We start from the raw sequence: 17,796 nt of genomic DNA on the forward strand, positions 1-17,796 counted from the left end.
TAAATTAAGCGAATCAATTGAGCTCTAAAAGTAAGAACAACACCCTCCTAAGCCTCTCAAATAGAAGCAAATTAAGAAACACTCCTCCCAAATTAACTAAAACTTGCTCACATTTAACAAAACAAACATTGACTTATATCTCATTGCGATTGATGCGCTATTGAGTGATATTCAACTAGATTATATGGTCTTGAGCTCATCTGACACTACGGCCATACGGAAGACTTATCTAATGACACGGAATAGAATTGTCACAGGTATGCTATTTGCGCTAGCACCAACTCTTAGTTTTGCTAACGCTGACAATCAATTTGAATTTTCGCACTCTAAACAGGGAACTGTATGTTCATCTAATCCTGATATTTGGCAACTTGGCGGAGAGCTGCAAGTTGATGCTCCTATTTCGCTGAATGGCAAGGTCATCACTCGCGGCGGACAAAAAAAAGCAAGCAATAATGTTGACCTATTTGCAGGACAAGAGTCCTCTACCGAACAACAATACATGACGAGTTCTATCGGATGTATACAATCTGACGACCCAATGTCATTGGTTGGTGCTGTCGCCTCTTTATACGAAGTACAACACACCACATTAAGCAGCTCAGACATCCCACCACCAGTTCGAGAGCCTGATCTGCCCAAAGCGCCAGAAATCGTCAAAGATCAATTTGAAACCAAAACTCAATTTGATCAACGCGTCGAAAAATTGCGAATAGAACGACAACAACAAATAGCCGCTATACAACTTAAATACCGTCAACAAGTAGAAGCTCGAAATGCCAAAATTCGAGTCCTACAAGAAGGGGCAGACTCTCGAAAGGGCAACTTGGGCGTGCAAAAAACTCGACTCGTGGCTAAGGCTTTTAGAGATGTAATGGGTAAGCCGGTCGTCACAACAAAGAGTTATGATGCTGAAAACCAGCAAATGCACCTGTTGTTTAAAGCGTCAAATCAAAACTATCAGCGAGACATTATTCTAAATGTACCTCTTGAGCAGGCGCGTGATGTCTTCAGCAATATCGATAACCTTGACCTCGCACTCACCTACTCTTATGACGAGAATCAACTAGAGCTCGTAAATATAAAAGGCAACTACAATGACGTAATGTTCTCAGGGGATGTGGCTAAAAGTAATTATCAGCCCGAAGCTCTGAGTGTGGTTCTTAACAGTGGCCCAAGCAGTGCCGCGACTCCAGGGCTAGAGATGCAAAACCCTAACTTAATCGATGCGTTTGAAGTCGATTCACGCCTCTCGGCAACGGACAACACCGCCTCTGATGAATTGAAGCAACTACTTAATGGCTTTGTGCCTGTGGAAAGTAATTCATCCAACTGGTTCTTCAACCTATCTATCGAAGATTACGCAAATTCAGATCAAGTAGCCTTTGCGCGCAGCAGTGGTGAAGTGATGTCTGACGTCGCGACAAAAGTTCTGGGTGTTCCAGAAAGGCACGTCTACGAACTCATTGACCGTGACGCAACCAGTGGTGCGATTAAAGATAAGTTACGTTTAATGTTAGACAACGTCGATGAAGGCGATACGGTTTACTTTTACTACAGTGGACACGGTATCCCCGCGATTCCCGATAATGATCCTTACATTCTCCCGCAAGATAAGATCCCTGACTACATAACTGATGATGAGTTCTTCAAACTCGATAACCTCTACAAAACACTGTCTAGCAGCAAAGCAGGCAAGATAGTCGTTATGGTAGACAGTTGTTTCAGTGGAGCAACTGATGGTGTATCGGTCATCAAAGGGGTTGCCGCCTCCAGACTGGCACCGAAAAAAGTCAGTATCGATCCTGAGCGTATGGTCGTGATCACCGCGGGACGCGATAAAGAGTATTCCAATATGTACCAAGAGAAAGGTCATCGCCTGTTTAGTTACTACCTCATGAAGTCAATGATCGAGGGAAACAAAGATGTGAATACGCTTTATCAAGATGTTTATGACAAAGTGAAATCTGCCTCTTTTGAGATGGGGGATTTAAAACGTCAACATCCAACAATTACCGGTAACCAGACTATGTCACTTTAAGAGCATGTCTCTTTTAAGATCATACCACTTTTAAAACTATTTCAATTTACAACCTATTTGAAACATTGATTAAGGCTTATATCCATGTTTAAGAAAACACTTTTAGCAACATCCGCTCTTCTAATCTCATCAACAGCCTTCGCTGCAGATGTAGAAAACTCGAATCTAGATATCGCTTTCCAAGGTGCTCATTTCCAAGGTGCTGGTAATCAAGTCACCATGCTTCGCGTTCCGGTAACCAACAAAGATACAGGACAAACCCAGTTCTTTGACATGAGCGCTCAATTTGCAGCCGACAAAAACGGTAATCTAATCTTTAAGAATATGAGCTCGGTTAAGTCTGTTGCTTTTGCTAGTGCGAATCAGTTGGTTTCAGGGCATTACTCAGATAGCAAGGGACGCAGTTGGTATATCGATGGGCCCTCTGTCGGAGCAGACGGTAGACAGATATGGAGCATCCAAACGCAAAGAGGATATTCAGGCGGTAACTCGGCAGGAGGTCAAGTTATGAGCGGACCTTTAGAAAACAATGAGTTAGCAGCTAACGCCGATGGTTTTAAAGAAGTTCTAAAAAATGCTTCCGCGCTTAATTATGGTGTAGCTTATGGTGATCATTTAATTAGCGCAGCTCAATCAGGGAAAATGATTTCACTAGTAAGGTACAACTCTAAAGGAAAACCACATTCTAGTTGGAGCCTTCGTTCAGCTCCTGAACCACAGCCGGAAGACTAATGAAAATACTAGCGCTAATCATCTCCATGTCGAGTGCTTGTGCTTTCGCTTCCCCGTCTTGGTACGGGGAAGTGCCATTGGACTCAACTTTGAGCTATGGGTTCGGCAAAGGCAACACTTATCAACAAGCCAAAGACGCGGCTTATCATGATCTGGCTAAAGGTGTTGAAAACCGAATAGTCAGTAAGACCACCAGTACTAAAACCTTCGAAAATGGCGAGTTGAAAAAATCTGCGGCTTCTCATAAAGAGTCCATATCCAATGTGGTTTTTCGAAACAACGTCACCATTATCAACAGTGAAAAATCGCAAAACCAGTTTTATGTTCAAGTTCAATATGACCCCGAGTCATTTGCACAAAAGCTCTCTGCTTGGTTAAAGAAATCACAATGTCACAGTAAATTACACCCATACTGGTCAACAACGACCATGCTAAAAAACTGGGTGGAACAACACCAATGTCTGCCGGATATAGATATCGAGCGGTTTGCTGGGGGCTGGATGCTTTCCAACAGTAGTGGCCAGTTAATACTACCGGAAGCAAAGTATAACCACCTATTTTTCAACTATTCAGATGAAAGTATAAAGATTCACTCATCCAAGCGACGACTCAATGCTGGCGACCATTACTTTATTCAACTCAACTCAAACCAAGCGGGTTATCTCTCTTTGTTTCAAGTTTATGAAGATGGCAGTACAGGCGTGTTAGTTGAAAACCATCAAGTCACAGATGGCGACTCTATCGAGTTTCCAGATAGAAATCAGTATGACGGAATCGAAGCGCTACTCAACAACGGACAAGAGACCTACGATACCAATATCGCATTACTCTGCCCTACAAAAATTGACACCTCTCGATTTGAGCGATTGGATGAATCGCGTTTATCAACAGACACCCCAGGGTTTGGATTGATCCTGAACTATTTCGAGCACTGTGATTTTGTCATGGAACGACTCTCGATAGAGAAAGGTTAACCCCTCGGTCAAGGAACAGATATGAAGAAAATAATTTGCCAGCTATCTCCTTTAGCAATACTGCTCTCAAGTGGATGGGCATCTGCTGATACACTTCAGCAAGCGTGTGAACTTTCAATTACCGAACAAAGTTGCCCTAGCGTCGAACATTTTGTCAATCAACCTTTTGAAGCTAAAGATGAGTTTGAAAAATACAAACTCTGCAGTGAAGCCCAATTTGATCTTTACAAAGTGCAAAAAAACTGCGAATTCGATCAATATGTGGCACAAGCTCAACAAGAGTTTGATAAGTTTAAAATCAAAGTTTCAGAATCTTGGGATAATCCTACCTTTAGCGACCAATTTAAGTGGGTCAGCTACAGCCCCTCTCTACAAATAAAGCGTGAGGTTAACTTCGAGAAAAATACGATTCAAGTCACCACTATTGCAGGTGAAACAACCTCAATAGAAGAACTCAAAGAAGAGATCGTGCGTACATCTCAGCTGACCATTGGCGAAGCCCAACAAGCCGATGCTTATACCTCTGAACTGATTGAAGCAACAAATGTTGAGAAACTCAGTGACAAGACATTCTTACCCGTTTCCGAAACACCAAAGGTTCAGGCTCAAGAGTTAGACAAAGCCCTTGAAAATGTGGCAGTGGGCAAAGCCAAAGACAGTAAAGGCAATACCGTTCTCAAAGCCGTTATTTCTTTTCCACCAAGTTGGCTTAATCGTAAAGAACAACGCTTTTTTGATACCGTTGAAGTTTACGCAGAAAAATACAAACTTGAGCCTGAATTTATACTGTCTATCATCAAAACAGAAAGCGCTTTCGATCCTACAGCAACCTCACATGTTCCTGCCTTTGGCCTGATGCAAATTGTCCCAAGTTCCGCAGGATTAGATGCGACAAACTTCCTATTTGGTGAACAACAGTTACTGAATAAAGAATACTTATTCGACCCCGAAAAAAACATTGAGGTCGGTACCGCTTATTTGCACTTACTGCGCTCTCGCTACTTCAAAGGCGTTACCAATGAAGAGAGCTTAAAGTACTGCATAACAGCGGCTTACAACGGAGGCATGGGGCCAATCTATCATATTTTCGGTGGCAAACGCTCAGTTGCAATCAAGAATATTAACCAGCTTGAACCACAACAAGTATTCCAAACTATCCAACAAAAGCATTCTGCTGCGGAAACTCGTAACTACTTGAAAAAAGTAAGTAAAGCAGAAGTTAATTACGAAAAGAATATGATTTAAGGATAAAACATGAAAAAGACTCTAATTATCGCTGCAATTACTACATTGTCATTTCAAGCAGCCGCTAACTCCGAATTTCCTAGCTGGCGCATGAACCCACAATCTGATTTGCCTGAAGGCTTAATCGCGGGTGTTGCTTGTGTTGAAAGTATGGGAGATATGACGCTTGATATGGACATCGCTTCAATGGAGGCGAGAGCATCGCTAGCCGCATCTCTCGAAGCCATGGTGCAAAAAGAGCTCGATACAAATCGAACCTCGGAGAAAAAGAAGATTGTAACAGCCGATCGTAAAGACAATGTTGTAACTACAACCGTAACCGCTAAATCGACCACAAAACAACTAACCAACCAGCTAATGAAGTTTACCTGGGTAACAGAAAGCGTTTCTGTAGAAAAAGATGTCGAAGAATATTTATGTACCCGTGTGGTTGCACGAGCACCTCAAGTTGTTGCTGAATAAGGTTTTATCATGTCAGAACAAGCTCTACCTTCATCTGTTGATAAAACAGCACCAGAAGAAGACATGTCTTTAACTCAACAAGCTCCCAATGAAGATCAAAAAGATTTTCTTGAAATAATGAGAGAGAAGACACCAAACTCTATCCTTGCCATCATTGCGCTGATCATCGCAGGTGGTCAGTTCAACGATGCTATTGATATGGGAAGCAAAGGTTGGGACCTCTTAATTTCTAACTTTTCAGATGCTCCATCTAACGAGCGCCTTTCTAAAGTCTATATTCGTGCTTCCAGTGGCATTTTAGAAGAGACATTTGGCTCTCCGGTTTATACCAAGATGTCGAATGGTGAGGTACAGATAAAATACTACAAAGACAGTAAGTTTATTCTTTCTGCAATAACATCCAACGACACAATAGATGCTTTTCTCATTTTCCCTAAACCGGGGTTTGTCGCTGATGTGAACTACCACGCAGGCAGCGCCACTTATTTGGAAACCAACTTCGTTAACTCGACAACAGAACATGCTGCCATATCCAATATTGCGCGTTCAGGGAATTATTACATTGAAGAAGCAGAAGGTGGTCGCTATGAACTGTTATACAGCTCTGTCGGTGGTTACAGCGAATACCTATCCCCTCTCTCTGCGCAACAACTCAAGTTACTCGCTGATTTTAATGACAAATTGATGATGGAAGAGAATACAAAAGATTCTCTAACTAAACTACGTAGTGAAATCAGGCCAAACTTTTATGGGTATACGACGGTCGATTTAGAATCACTTGCCCCTGCAATTCTTACCAAACTTGAATATGAATTGATCACTGATTAACAGCAGCGTTGGTCATTGATAATCGGTATCCAGTAATGTGTATATCTGATTCGGTTAGCTCTACGTACATTGATGAACTCATTGAGTTTGCTAAAACTGAGCAAGTCTTAAAAATCAGCTATACATAGAGACAAAAAGAGCTCCTCATTTGGGAGCTCTTTTCACTTAAGTCATTAGAGAATCAAATAGCCTAGCGAACCCGCAACCTAACGACCTGAATAATACATACAGATTCGAACACCATCGAACTCACGAATCTCAAATGGGATCTCGTAGATCGACTCCATCACTGACTTTTCAACCACTTCAGAGACCTTGCCCGACTTAACCACTTGGCCCCTCTTCATCGCGACAATGTTATCTGAGTAACAAGAAGCAAAGTTGATGTCGTGAATCACAATAACCACCGCCTTATTAAACTCATGCGCTAGACGACGTAGCGTCTGCATGATTTCAACCGAGTGTTTAATATCAAGGTTGTTTAGTGGCTCATCCAAGAACACATAATCCGTATCTTGCGCCACAACCATCGCGATAAACGCCATTTGACGCTGACCACCACTCAATTCATCAAGGTATCTGTTTTGGATATCGGTAATGCCAAGGTGCTCTAGCGCTGTATCGACGATCTTATGATCTTCGTCTTTCAAGCGGCCTTGAGAATGTGGGAAACGCCCAAAACAGACCAACTCACGAATCGTAAATCGCATATTGATGTTGTTTGACTGTCGTAATACCGCAAGGTGCTTAGCCAACTCTTTGGTATCCCATTCAGCCAGTAGCTTGTCGCCAATAATTACTTCACCGGCATCACTTTCTGTTAAGCGACTCGCCATTGAAAGCAGTGTACTTTTACCCGCACCATTTGGGCCAATAATAGAAGTCACTTCCCCTTTCGGGAACATAGCACTGGCATCATCCACCACAAGTGTCTTGCCATACTTCTTACTTAAACCTGTTAATTTAATCACTACTTACTACCTTTACTGAATTCTGGTGCGTAACAACAAGAACATAAAATACAAACCGCCGACCAAGTTAATGATCACACTCACAGTGGTTTCAAACGCCATCACTTTTTCGATGAACCATTGGCCAGAAACCAATAACACGATCGCTAACAAGCTGCTTGCGATGATAAGCACACGATGCTGATAAGATTTGAATATCTGACGAGCTAAGCTCACGGTGATTAAACCAAAGAACAACACAGGGCCAACCAAAGCAGTCGATACCGCGACCATCACTGACACAATCACCAAAGTAATCTGAGTCAGTCGCTTGGTGTTCACACCCAAGCTTGTTGCGTTATCAATACCAAGCCAAAGCACATCAAGCTTAGGCGCTAACAACCACAGGCCAAGCAAGCTCAAACCTAATGGAATAAGGCTGAGGTAAACCAGTTCGCCTTTCACGTTATTGAAGCTTGCGAACATCACATTCTGCAGCACGGCAAACTCGTTCGGGTCAATTAACATCGCAAGGAAGTTAGCCAAGCTTGAGAATACGCTGCCGCACACAATACCAATCAACAACAGTGTAAATACGTTGTTTCGCTTGCTCTTGAAGTAAAAATGGAACAGCGCAAACGAGAACAAGATCATCACAGTCACAGACAATGAAAAGTTTGCGATTGAATCAATCACCCAGAAACTGGTACTGCCAAACACAAACAGAAGCACCGTTTGAACCAGCATATACAGACTGTCAAAGCCCAAGATGGATGGGGTTAGAATTCGATTATTAGTAATGGTTTGGAACACCAATGACGATGCAGAGATCGCCACCGCCGCCAACACAATCGACAGCAGTTTTGGTAGTCGCAAAGATAAGAAGAACTCGTAGTTATCCCACGTAAGTCCTTGCCCCACAAATACTGCCGCCATCCCCAAAGACGCGATAGCCAGAATCGCAATTTTTACTGAATCACGCATTCGACTTGTCTCTCATGATTAGGTAGATAAAAATCAAGCCACCAAAGATGCTGATTACCATCGAGATTGGTATCTCATAAGGGAAGATGACGATTCGAGCTAACAAGTCACAAACCAATACCAAGATCACGCCCCAATAGGCTGTCCAAGGCAGAATCTTCTTCATGTTATCGCCCATCATCAGCGACACGATATTCGGCACGATAAGGCCAAGGAATGGGATAACACCGACGATCATCACTACAGAAGAGGCGCAGATAGCAACCAATGCCACACCAATGAAGACGATCTTCTGATAATTGAGGCCAATGTTTTTTGCGAAGCTTTCACCAATACTTGCCGCACTGAACTGACTCGCAAAGTAATAAGCCAACACACATGCAGGAACCGCGAGGTAAAGGATTTCATAGCTGCCTTGCAATACACTCGCAAAGTTCGCCATCGTCCAAGCTGACATGGTTTGTACTAAATCGTATTTGTAAGCGATAAAGGTTGTTAGAGAGGAAATAACGTTGCCATACATGATGCCAATCAAAGGTACCAACACCGCATTCTTGAACTTCAAGTGTTGTAGAAAGCGGACCAATAGCATGGTGCCTAACACCGCAAACGCAAAGATAAAGCCTAAGTAGCTCCATTGAGCGGCATTACCCAGCACCAGAATACCGACGATGTACCCCAACATGGCGCAATCAATGGTGCCCATCGTAGAAGGTGCAGCAAACTTATTCTGAACAATCTGTTGCATTATCAAGCCAGCAACACTCAAGCCAGCACCGGCAAGCACAATCGCGAACAGTCGAGGGATCCGACTAACAACATAAATAGAGTTGGCGTGTTGGTTGCCATTGAAAAAATCGCTAAAACTGATCTCAGCGACTCCAATCATTAATGACGCAACGCATAACACAACAAGAAATACAGCAGCTGCAATGGGTTTTAACATAGAAGTAATACTAAAGGTAGGATCGGGGAGACCGTATAAAAAAGTGAAAAAGGGCTTATAAGAACACTCTTATAAGCCCGAGAATCTGATGACTAGTAACTATTGAATCGTACGTTCAATGTCACCCAACATTCTGTGAATCGCTGTTACGCCGCCACCTACCAGATACCAAGCACTTGAATCAAGGTAAACTATGTTGCCTTGCTGCGCTGCAGGTGTTGCTGCAACCAGTGGGTTGTCAAACAGCTGTTGTGCGCGCCCTTCTGATTTGCCAATCGCTTTTTCGCGGTCAAGCACGTAAAGCACTTCAGGTTTTGCATCAGCAATATATTCAAACGAGATTAGATTGCCGTGATTCCCTTTAATCGGAGCCACTGTCGCACTCTTTGACTCCACAAAGCCAAAGTCATCAAAGATGATTGAGAAGCGACTGCCCTTATTGAACATCGCAATGTTGTTGCCGTTGTTCATTAGCATCATTGCTGACGTTTCGTCAGACGCGACTTTGTCGTTAACCGCCGTGATAGAAGCTTGAGTCTCTTTAATGAGCGCTTCTACTTTAGCTTGCTTACCAAAGAGCTTGCCTAGCGCGCGCCAGTTTTGCTGAGCATCAGCCCAGTATTTGTCACCTTCAATAGAGAACATGATGGTCGGAGCTATTTTTGCTAGTTGATCGTAAACCTTAAGCATACGGTTTTCGGCAATGATGATGTCAGGCTTCAGCATGTAGATAGCTTCAAAATCAGGTTCACTCAATGAGCCCGTATTTGCCGTCGTATCTTTGTACGAAGCTAGATAGTCAGGCATTAGGCTGTGAGGCGCGCCAACTGGCTGTATACCAATCTGATCAAGCACATCCAAGCTACCAAAGCCAAGTACTACAACGCGCTGTGGTACTTCGGTAAACTGCACCGTGCCCTTTACGTGTTCAATAGTGATTGTTTCCGCTTGAGCGGTCATTATCAATGATGATGCAAGAGCGATAGCAAGCCCACCCAATAACTGGCGAACTGAATTGATTGTTTTCTTCATGTGTCTTCCTTTGCCATGGATACAAACCACCACTCATGACAATAAAAGTCACATTACTCATAGATGAGCATGGGGCGTACACAACGGCTAAATAACGATAATTTAAAGTCTGTCATTGCTTTGACAACAAACTTGTAACGCAAGTGAGAACTATTATCAATTATATTTGCGTTAAATTAGCGACACAACAACTTTATTATTCAGAAATGTAAAAGTGAGTATTCATGTTTTGCGTAGTCGGGAGAGATATTAGGAATCAAAAATAGCAAAAAGCGCGAAGAGGAAAATGATCATCAATCTGAAGAAAAAACTGATGGGGAAAAGTGCCCGAAAACCCTGTAATTACAACGCTAAACCTCCTAATTACAACGCTAAACCTCAGAGTCACGAATTGTGATTTACAATGTAAAGACCAAGTATAACAGACGCTTAACTACCACTAAGTTAATACCTCAATTAAAACCACCAATGGCAAAGAACACAAAGCGGTGCAAAACCGAGCCTCAGTCAGATACTATGGTCAATCCCCTGTCCTTCGTTCATTTAACTATCAATAAGCGACGGCAAATCATTCAAAAATATTTTTAAATTTAATTAGAAATAGGGTTGTAATTTAAAAAACTAGGCGTATAGTTCGCCACCTGGCTCTAATCTATAGAGCTGTTAATGCTAAAGTAAGTCCAAGTTCCACATAGACAGTTCTCGATTCCCTCGTTACACCATCTCTGCGTCAGCTTTCACCCAGATAGTCATTCAATAGCTTTTAAATCAGATCCCACTACCGTTCTATTCGTCATTTGCTTTCTTTTTAGCGAATTCAAAATAGATCGACTTATTAAATATAAATGTAATAAACACAAGGCACAGTTATGTCACGCAGAACAACAAGACAAACCCATTGGTACCAACTATCACGCGAAAAAACAGTCAATAAACTAAAAGGTAATAAATGCTCAAGATTAAAATAGACTTACACAAAGAAGAGATTTCATGGGTCACCGAGATTCGACAGCTCAATAGCGATATACTCCACCGCCACATATTGCCCAAGCTACAACATCATAGTTATCTCATCGACTTTGAATTTAATGAACGAGAAAGCATCGGAACTATCGTTTCAGGCAACGGAAACACCCTAGGACATTTCACACTCCTATAGCATTTCCCATCGGCTACAGAAAGAAACACCGTCTAGTTCGACAGATATAAAAAAGTCAAAGATGTCACCCTCAATTCGCTCTAGCAGAACAAAATAGAGTAGAAGTAAAACAGATTAGAAACCTAGCCCTTTTTGCATTTCACACGCGGCTAACGCTAGCTAGGTTATCGTACTTCTATTGAAACCAACTTATATCAAACTCTGAATCACCAATGAGCCATTATCAGTGCATTCATGGACTAATAAGTTAACGGCATCGACCTTAACTTTTGATCAAGAGTATATAAGTGTTCTGCAGCTTGCATGTGTTGAGGGTAGTCACTGAACTTCTCACGATTTTCCTCATTCATCTTACATGTCTCATCCACCAGCATTAACTTCCAATACAGCTTTGTCGTATGCAGCATCGCCAGTAAAGGTTTGAACACCTCTTTCTCATAAGCTTGAATCAACTCTTCAATCAATTCGTCACGTTCGTCTTCACTTGCGATTGAACCTTCGGTTGCCGACAACACTTTTTGATACTTCAGGTTTTGTTGCAGCTTATCCATAATCGTTTGGTTTTCTTCCGCTAACTCAACAAGCTTCGACTTAATGATATTTACCCAATTCTCTTGGCTCAGAACTGTGTCATCAACACTGTTAAAGTCTTCTCGTATCTGTCGTTCAACATCTTTTTGAGCTTTCTTTAAAACCGCACGCACCTTTTGGAAAGGCAGCTGATATTCCTTACTTAGCTCGATAATCAGTTTATGAAAACCACCGTTTGGAAGGTGTAAGTTTTCCTTAAACGTCGCCATTGCAGCTTCTTGCTGCTCTGTAAGGTGAGTCATTCTGTTTCCTATTCTTTATCACTTATGGTGCTGAGCCCGCGATCATACCACTATATAACCTCGTTTTTTCGGTAACTTGATAGGTTACATCTAGCTACGTACTTAATTTCTCTCAACACGTTATCTTTTGGCTAGTTTTCACACTACTTGGCATGAAATGGTAAAACTGATAATCGAATAAAAACCATACTACACCTGTTCCAACAAAACAGACTTCTAACTTATACAGGTACTTAAATGAAAAAGATTGCACTTAAGATTGAGACTGCGCAAGTCGGATGCTCACCAAGCTCGCGACCATGATGGCTAAATAGAAACTGCCGATAATGGACTCCATGAACACAAAGAATTGAGCAATAGGCAAAGCCGGTGATATGTCGCCATAGCCAACCGTGGTCAAGGTGATAAAGCTAAAGTACATCGCATTGAACAAGTTGGTCAGCCAGATTTGCTCTTCTAACCCGTTAAATGCATTAGGGAAGATTTCTAAAATCAACAAGTAGATAGTCGACCAAGCGAACCCTAACAACAAGTAAATACAGATAGAACCAATAATGTGATTGGGCGTCACCGTCTTTGCTTTCATTACCTGTTTGAGAGCGGAATAAATATGTGAGAACAGAAACACCGCCAATGCCGTTAACGTCACTATCGAAAGGTTATAGTCCTCCAAAAACGAGAATACCCCCGACACCGTAGCGGTTATCAATAGCAGACCATACCAAGAGCGATACAAGGCTCGCTCTTTATGTATTCCCACTATCGAAACAGCCAAAGTAATAATGATCAAAAACAGAATGGTCTTTTGACCTTGCGGATAAAACTGCTGCATCACCGCGCAACCAAAAAACAACACCAACAGTGCATAGAATAAGAAGTAGAAGTTGTCGTCTTTAGAGACTGGCTTCATCTATTTTTCCTCTGCCTCTGCTGGTTTTTTCTCAGTTTTTTCTTGGTTTTTCTCTTCAAGTCCAAGCCATGCCATCATCAGCTCATAGCTTAAACTCAGTATCACAGCACCAACAAACAGACCAACGATTCCTGACATCGCCATTCCGCCCAACGCACCCAGTAGAATAACCAACATTGGGATATGAGAGCCGCGGCTCAATAGCATCGGTTTCAAAATAGCGTCACTGCCACTGACCAAAATACACCACACTAAGAACAGGCTCGCCGCTAGCGTCGATTCAACACTGAACATGTAAATAATTGCAGGCAATAAAGCAAGAATCGGCGGAAGTTGAATAATTGCAATGAGCAGAACAGCTAATGCCCAAAACGCAGCCGCAGGAACGCCTGCAATCACTAAACCAATTGCTGACATAATGGATTGAATCACAGCAACACCTATCACACCCTGCACGACACTACGTACCGTTGATTTAGATAACTGTACCAACTCTTCACCTTTACCATCGGTTAGGCGAGCCACTAAGTGAGTGACCCCCGTTTGGCACTTATCGGCGTTACTCATAAATGCGCCAGCAATGATGGTAGAAATAATAAACTGAATAAACCCACCGCCGAGAGAGCCTAAAACAGAAGCAGCTTTAGTCGCAAACTGTTTCAGTTCGTCAGCATACTTAATGAACGTGCCTTCAATATTATTGGAGGCAGCTACCAAGGTTGAATATACCTTCTCCCCAATGAATGGAATATCTTGTAAGGACTCTTTGGGTTTCGGCAGAGACAAGGTTCCGTCCTGTAGCCCTGTCATTAGGTCCGAAGCACTGGTGTAGATACCAGAAGAAAGCGCCGCCAAAGGAATAAACAGAAGAATCACACCAATAAAGCTGAGTAATGCGCTGGCTTTTCCTTTCGACATTCCCGTCTTATTTGAAATCGCGACAGCAACTGGATAGAGCGCAGTCGCAATGATCGCCCCCCAAATAACCAATAGAATGAATGGGCGTAAAATCGCAAAACACCAGTAGACGAGCATAGCAATCGCTGCAATTTTGATGGCAGCGTCTATCGCCTGTTTTGAAAAATCGTCGGTTAACTTCATGAGACGTCCTTGTTAGACAAAATTAATGCTGATTTTGTAGAAACTTCCAATTCCGAGTTTCTAGGAATAAAGAGGCCAAAATCATATATATGCCAATTAGCAATAATTGGAATATGCGAATAAAAGTGTTGCTATCGATATCGCCGGAGCTCATCAATGTGCTACCGACAAGTACTAACAACGTACTAAATGCAGTGGCGAAGATCGGTGCTTTTTCGGGAACCGTGTAGATCTTCTTAGCAATCACAATAGCGACCAAGCCTATGAATAAAGAGTAGAAGATAATATTCGGAACAATCGAAAGGATTGAAAAAGCAGCTATCGCTAGCAAGCCACCAATGCCATTACTGATCACCAGAAATGCACTTAATTTGACTGATTTTTCTGAAGTGATCATTAACGATAACAACGCAATAAACATCATGGTTAACAATGCTTCAGATATCTGAAAAATAAAGAAAAAGCACACAACGGGATAAGAGATAATCATCGCACGGAAAGCCGCATACCAGCGCTCTGTCTTATTGAAAGGTACCGACGCAAAGCCAGAGAACTCCGACTTAGGTTCAGGGAAAAAGACATGAACAAGCGCAAAAATAGTCACCGACACTACACCAGAAGTCGCTAAACCTGATGCCAGCATTACTGAAACGCCAGGGTTATCAATCGCCATGAATGGCAACATCAAGACAGCAATCAACAGTATGGTAGCGAACAGATTCCATTTAGGGTCTACAAACAAGTAGTAACCCCAAAGCATCATTAGCCCCACTAAAATCAGCAATGGGATCGGGTAATGGGTAATTCCTCGCGACAGCAATAAACCTAACCCCATGGTGACAACAACAGCCAATAACAACTCGTAGACCGTTTCCTTATGGAGGTTTGGTTTATCAATTAAGAACTTAGCAGTGAACACTGGCGCCACAAACGCAAGTGGCCAGTTTATCCATGCCGCCAAGAAAACAGCCAACGTGACCCCTACGGTAAATCGCAGGATCCGTTGCTGTGTTTGTTGGTCAGGAATCGGCTTATCGGACATAAGACAATACGCTAATCAGACGAATCCATACTTTGCCTATCGCGTTGAACACAAAGTTGTCGCCGCTATAAACAATCACATCCGCTTGGCCGCCCACTCGAAGCATGCCTTGCATCTCATCTCGTTCAAATTCGATAGTGATAGGAAGCATCTGTGTTTGACGCAACCAACCCGTTTGTTGGCTAGCTTGAGCAAGCTTACCTGCTTGATCATTTTGTCCCCAATCAACACCCCAATCGATGCTACTCACTCGCCCTTTCACGATTTGTCCTGGAGCGAAATCCAATGCCACTTCCACTTCATCACCGACGGTTACGTTACCAAGGCTATTTTCACGATAATAAGCTTCAATCCAGATATCTTCGGTTGAAACAAAGGTCATGATTGCTTGCCCTGCCGATGCATAAAACCCTTCAGACAGGCTAAAGTTAGAGACACCACCTTGTGTCGGCGCGGTAATCACGGTGCGCTCTAGGTTCAATTGAGCTTGTTCAAGTGCCAGCAACGCCGCTTTCACTTGGCTATTTTCTTGGCCTTCTTTACCCATTTGTTTCTTAGCACGGTCAAGGTCAGCTTCTGCATTCACAACCGCCGCACGAGACGTTGCTAATGCTGCTCGCGCTTTATCTGCATCTGATTTAGAAACCACACCTTTGTCTGCCATCTCTAAAACACGCTTGGCTTGCAGTTTGGTGTTTTGTCTTTCAACAATCGCTGAAGTGAGTTTCGCTTGGGCTGAAGCAATGCTCGCGGTTTGAGCACCGACATTTTGGCCTGCAATCTCTAAATTTTGCTCGGCTTGTTGTACTGCAATTTTGTAATCAGACTCATCTAAAATGGCTAACTTGTCGCCTTGATTAACCAGTTGGTTAGGTTGAACCAGTATATCGAGTACTTTACCCGACACCTCTGGCTTGATTGGAACGATATAACCTTTTACACGAGCATTATCAGTAATAGGGATGATTCGGTCTGAAATGACACTGAAGATCAACATGAATGCAACAAACAACAATAGATAGTTTGTGACCTTTCTTACTTTGTCTTTTCCATTTTCTTGCTGGCCAACTTCTTCATTGGCTTCTTGCTTATTCCCTTTGGTTTCTGACATGGGACTCCCTTCTAGATAACTAACATCAACAAAATTAATACTTTAAAAATAAACCCAGCGATGGAAAACTCAAGTAAATAGGGTTAGATTTAGTAAACAAAACGTTGCAAATGATATGCACGTCTAATAATGCAACAATATATACAGGATTGTATTCCAATGACCTCTAGTCACTACCAAGTCCCGGTAATTCAAACGAACTACGCTAAAATTCTGGTTCAGGTATTTTCTGACTATGGTCTTGATTTACATCTGTTGCTTAAAGATTCCGGTTTACCACCCGACCTTATCGAATCAGAAAGTGATTTTGTGCCATCGGAATCCATTAAGCGTTTGATTTATCTTACATCTGCACAACTCGGCGTATCTCGGTTCACCGATATTCTTGGACTCGCATTTCGACGTCGAATCATCCCAAATGTCTTGCATCAATTTACCGAATTCGAAACCATTGGTGATGCACTAAAACAGATCAATTCAATCTTTGCCTACGACTCCCCAGGGAGCAAGGTCGAGTTTATTCAAGAACACGGTCAGAGCTGGTTTTGTCGAACCGCCCCGGAAGACAATTCCCCTATGTTTCAATGGGGAGAAGCTTTTGCGATTACATATATCATTGAATTAATAACCATTTTATCCCAATCGCCATGGTTACCTAATAAGGTGCGTCTGCAAGGACATGACATCGATGTCGTCAAAACACTGGTGCCAAGTAGCTGCCAACTGTTTGTTAATCAATCGTCGACGGCTGTACTTATCCCTAAAGAAATATTACAACTCCCAATTCGCCTAACCTCTAAAGAACTTAGTGCTAAACCGACACTTATTGAGTGGCATACCAGCTTTACCGATAGCGTTTATGAGCTTCTAAAGCCGTACATGAAAGAACAAGATCTCTCTCTCGAAGAAGCCGCTGAGCTACTCAACTTTTCAGTGCGAACGTTCCAACGCAAACTCAAGAACGAAAACACCACTTATCGAAAAATCAAAGAGAACCTGATGTTTTCGGTAGCTTGCGAACTGATGGAAGAGGGCCATACGCTGACCTACATCTCTAGCCAACTCGGCTACACCAACATCTCTCATTTTTCTCGTGCGTTTAAGCGTGTGTCTGGTCTTACGCCGAAGATTTACCAACGTTCAATTTTGGACTAAGTGTAGTTTTGGACTAAGTACAATCTGGCCTCCCTCTCAGTTCCATTTGTAAGAGTGTCGCTAGATCTATCGCGCCCCAAAGCTCCTCTACGTCTTGTACCCTAAAATAAATAATCATACTTACTCCTCTTTAAGTCGAAGTACCATCTTGGATCAATCTCGACAGAGATACTTACCATAATGCGCCACACCCACTTTAAGAGCTGTTTCGCATATAAAATAATAAGCGTTTGAAAGTTATAAGTTTATCTCCTAAGTTTTTTATAACCCTTTACTCAGGAAGATGTAGAT

At 42.4% G+C, this 17,796-nt stretch carries 17 protein-coding genes; 8 read left to right on the plus strand and 9 right to left on the minus strand.

The window, feature by feature from the left end; all coding sequences use genetic code 11:
* Nucleotides 1-232: 232 nt before the first annotated feature.
* The 6 genes from AB4232_RS00780 (at nt 233) to AB4232_RS00805 (ending at nt 6,282) form a co-directional block, all read left to right on the plus strand.
* Nucleotides 233-2,041: a caspase domain-containing protein gene (locus tag AB4232_RS00780; protein ID WP_372085642.1), complete on the plus strand. Its 1,809-nt coding sequence runs from the start codon at nt 233-235 to the stop codon at nt 2,039-2,041.
* A gap of 84 nt (nt 2,042-2,125) precedes the next feature.
* Nucleotides 2,126-2,773: a hypothetical protein gene (locus AB4232_RS00785; RefSeq protein ID WP_372085645.1), complete on the plus strand. Its 648-nt coding sequence runs from the start codon at nt 2,126-2,128 to the stop codon at nt 2,771-2,773.
* The gene (locus AB4232_RS00790) at nt 2,773-3,747 is read left to right on the plus strand and encodes a hypothetical protein (protein WP_372085648.1); all 975 of its coding nucleotides are present in this window, start codon (nt 2,773-2,775) and stop codon (nt 3,745-3,747) included. Before AB4232_RS00785 ends, AB4232_RS00790 begins: the two co-directional genes overlap by 1 nt.
* Nucleotides 3,748-3,768: 21 nt before the next feature.
* Nucleotides 3,769-4,992, plus strand: coding sequence for a murein transglycosylase domain-containing protein (locus AB4232_RS00795; RefSeq protein WP_372085651.1), 1,224 nt, complete (start codon nt 3,769-3,771; stop codon nt 4,990-4,992).
* A 9-nt stretch (nt 4,993-5,001) separates the two neighbouring features.
* Nucleotides 5,002-5,454, plus strand: a complete 453-nt coding sequence (locus AB4232_RS00800; protein ID WP_017102532.1) for a hypothetical protein — start codon at nt 5,002-5,004, stop codon at nt 5,452-5,454.
* A gap of 9 nt (nt 5,455-5,463) precedes the next feature.
* Nucleotides 5,464-6,282, plus strand: a complete 819-nt coding sequence (locus AB4232_RS00805; RefSeq protein WP_017102531.1) for an ETEC_3214 domain-containing protein — start codon at nt 5,464-5,466, stop codon at nt 6,280-6,282.
* Nucleotides 6,283-6,488: 206 nt separating this feature from the next.
* Here the strand turns inward: AB4232_RS00805 and AB4232_RS00810 are convergent, their stop codons facing one another.
* The 4 genes from AB4232_RS00810 to AB4232_RS00825 form a co-directional block, all read right to left on the minus strand.
* Nucleotides 6,489-7,253: an ABC transporter ATP-binding protein gene (locus AB4232_RS00810; RefSeq protein WP_372085655.1), complete on the minus strand. Its 765-nt coding sequence runs from the start codon at nt 7,251-7,253 to the stop codon at nt 6,489-6,491.
* Between the two features lie 12 nt (nt 7,254-7,265).
* Nucleotides 7,266-8,216: an iron chelate uptake ABC transporter family permease subunit gene (locus tag AB4232_RS00815; RefSeq protein ID WP_372085657.1), complete on the minus strand. Its 951-nt coding sequence runs from the start codon at nt 8,214-8,216 to the stop codon at nt 7,266-7,268.
* On the minus strand, nt 8,209-9,162 hold the full coding sequence (locus AB4232_RS00820; protein ID WP_009844852.1) for an ABC transporter permease: 954 nt from the start codon (nt 9,160-9,162) through the stop codon (nt 8,209-8,211). The genes AB4232_RS00815 and AB4232_RS00820 overlap by 8 nt, the downstream gene beginning before the upstream one ends.
* 99 nt (nt 9,163-9,261) lie before the next feature.
* Nucleotides 9,262-10,194, minus strand: coding sequence for a siderophore ABC transporter substrate-binding protein (locus tag AB4232_RS00825; protein ID WP_029223728.1), 933 nt, complete (start codon nt 10,192-10,194; stop codon nt 9,262-9,264).
* Nucleotides 10,195-11,143: 949 nt separating this feature from the next.
* On the opposite strand from AB4232_RS00825, the gene AB4232_RS00830 reads away from it, so the two are divergent.
* Nucleotides 11,144-11,353 carry a hypothetical protein gene (locus AB4232_RS00830; protein ID WP_004731601.1) on the plus strand — a complete coding sequence of 70 codons (210 nt, stop codon included), beginning with the start codon at nt 11,144-11,146 and terminating at the stop codon, nt 11,351-11,353.
* 239 nt (nt 11,354-11,592) lie between these two features.
* On the opposite strand, the gene AB4232_RS00835 is transcribed toward AB4232_RS00830, so the two are convergent.
* The 5 genes from AB4232_RS00835 to AB4232_RS00855 all read right to left on the minus strand — a co-directional run bounded on the left by AB4232_RS00835 (nt 11,593) and on the right by AB4232_RS00855 (nt 16,350).
* Nucleotides 11,593-12,186, minus strand: a complete 594-nt coding sequence (locus AB4232_RS00835) for a hypothetical protein (protein ID WP_017101526.1) — start codon at nt 12,184-12,186, stop codon at nt 11,593-11,595.
* 253 nt (nt 12,187-12,439) lie between these two features.
* Nucleotides 12,440-13,096: a potassium channel family protein gene (locus AB4232_RS00840; protein WP_017096360.1), complete on the minus strand. Its 657-nt coding sequence runs from the start codon at nt 13,094-13,096 to the stop codon at nt 12,440-12,442.
* Nucleotides 13,097-14,197: an AI-2E family transporter gene (locus AB4232_RS00845; protein WP_372085660.1), complete on the minus strand. Its 1,101-nt coding sequence runs from the start codon at nt 14,195-14,197 to the stop codon at nt 13,097-13,099.
* A 22-nt stretch (nt 14,198-14,219) separates the two neighbouring features.
* Nucleotides 14,220-15,239, minus strand: a complete 1,020-nt coding sequence (locus AB4232_RS00850; protein ID WP_065678815.1) for a DUF2955 domain-containing protein — start codon at nt 15,237-15,239, stop codon at nt 14,220-14,222.
* Nucleotides 15,229-16,350, minus strand: a complete 1,122-nt coding sequence (locus AB4232_RS00855; protein WP_372085663.1) for an HlyD family secretion protein — start codon at nt 16,348-16,350, stop codon at nt 15,229-15,231. The genes AB4232_RS00850 and AB4232_RS00855 overlap by 11 nt, the downstream gene beginning before the upstream one ends.
* A gap of 159 nt (nt 16,351-16,509) precedes the next feature.
* Here AB4232_RS00855 and AB4232_RS00860 point away from each other — a divergent pair, with 159 nt between their 5' ends.
* Nucleotides 16,510-17,505, plus strand: a complete 996-nt coding sequence (locus AB4232_RS00860; protein WP_372085666.1) for a helix-turn-helix domain-containing protein — start codon at nt 16,510-16,512, stop codon at nt 17,503-17,505.
* Nucleotides 17,506-17,796 lie beyond the last annotated feature (291 nt).

The organism is Vibrio sp. 10N.286.46.A8, assembly GCF_041470165.1.
Lineage (GTDB): Bacteria > Pseudomonadota > Gammaproteobacteria > Enterobacterales > Vibrionaceae > Vibrio > Vibrio tasmaniensis_A.

Bases quoted from the DNA above. Each gene is read 5' to 3' on its own strand.
- AB4232_RS00785 (WP_372085645.1), top strand. From the start codon at position 2,126: ATGTTTAAGAAAACACTTTTAGCAACATCCGCTCTTCTAATCTCATCA.
- AB4232_RS00815 (WP_372085657.1), bottom strand. From the start codon at position 8,216: ATGCGTGATTCAGTAAAAATTGCGATTCTGGCTATCGCGTCTTTGGGG.
- AB4232_RS00845 (WP_372085660.1), bottom strand. From the start codon at position 14,197: ATGAAGTTAACCGACGATTTTTCAAAACAGGCGATAGACGCTGCCATC.
- AB4232_RS00850 (WP_065678815.1), bottom strand. From the start codon at position 15,239: ATGTCCGATAAGCCGATTCCTGACCAACAAACACAGCAACGGATCCTG.
- AB4232_RS00830 (WP_004731601.1), top strand. From the start codon at position 11,144: ATGCTCAAGATTAAAATAGACTTACACAAAGAAGAGATTTCATGGGTC.
- AB4232_RS00795 (WP_372085651.1), top strand. From the start codon at position 3,769: ATGAAGAAAATAATTTGCCAGCTATCTCCTTTAGCAATACTGCTCTCA.
- AB4232_RS00840 (WP_017096360.1), bottom strand. From the start codon at position 13,096: ATGAAGCCAGTCTCTAAAGACGACAACTTCTACTTCTTATTCTATGCA.
- AB4232_RS00835 (WP_017101526.1), bottom strand. From the start codon at position 12,186: ATGACTCACCTTACAGAGCAGCAAGAAGCTGCAATGGCGACGTTTAAG.
- AB4232_RS00855 (WP_372085663.1), bottom strand. From the start codon at position 16,350: ATGTCAGAAACCAAAGGGAATAAGCAAGAAGCCAATGAAGAAGTTGGC.
- AB4232_RS00805 (WP_017102531.1), top strand. From the start codon at position 5,464: ATGTCAGAACAAGCTCTACCTTCATCTGTTGATAAAACAGCACCAGAA.
- AB4232_RS00800 (WP_017102532.1), top strand. From the start codon at position 5,002: ATGAAAAAGACTCTAATTATCGCTGCAATTACTACATTGTCATTTCAA.
- AB4232_RS00860 (WP_372085666.1), top strand. From the start codon at position 16,510: ATGACCTCTAGTCACTACCAAGTCCCGGTAATTCAAACGAACTACGCT.
- AB4232_RS00780 (WP_372085642.1), top strand. From the start codon at position 233: ATGACACGGAATAGAATTGTCACAGGTATGCTATTTGCGCTAGCACCA.
- AB4232_RS00825 (WP_029223728.1), bottom strand. From the start codon at position 10,194: ATGAAGAAAACAATCAATTCAGTTCGCCAGTTATTGGGTGGGCTTGCT.
- AB4232_RS00790 (WP_372085648.1), top strand. From the start codon at position 2,773: ATGAAAATACTAGCGCTAATCATCTCCATGTCGAGTGCTTGTGCTTTC.
- AB4232_RS00820 (WP_009844852.1), bottom strand. From the start codon at position 9,162: ATGTTAAAACCCATTGCAGCTGCTGTATTTCTTGTTGTGTTATGCGTT.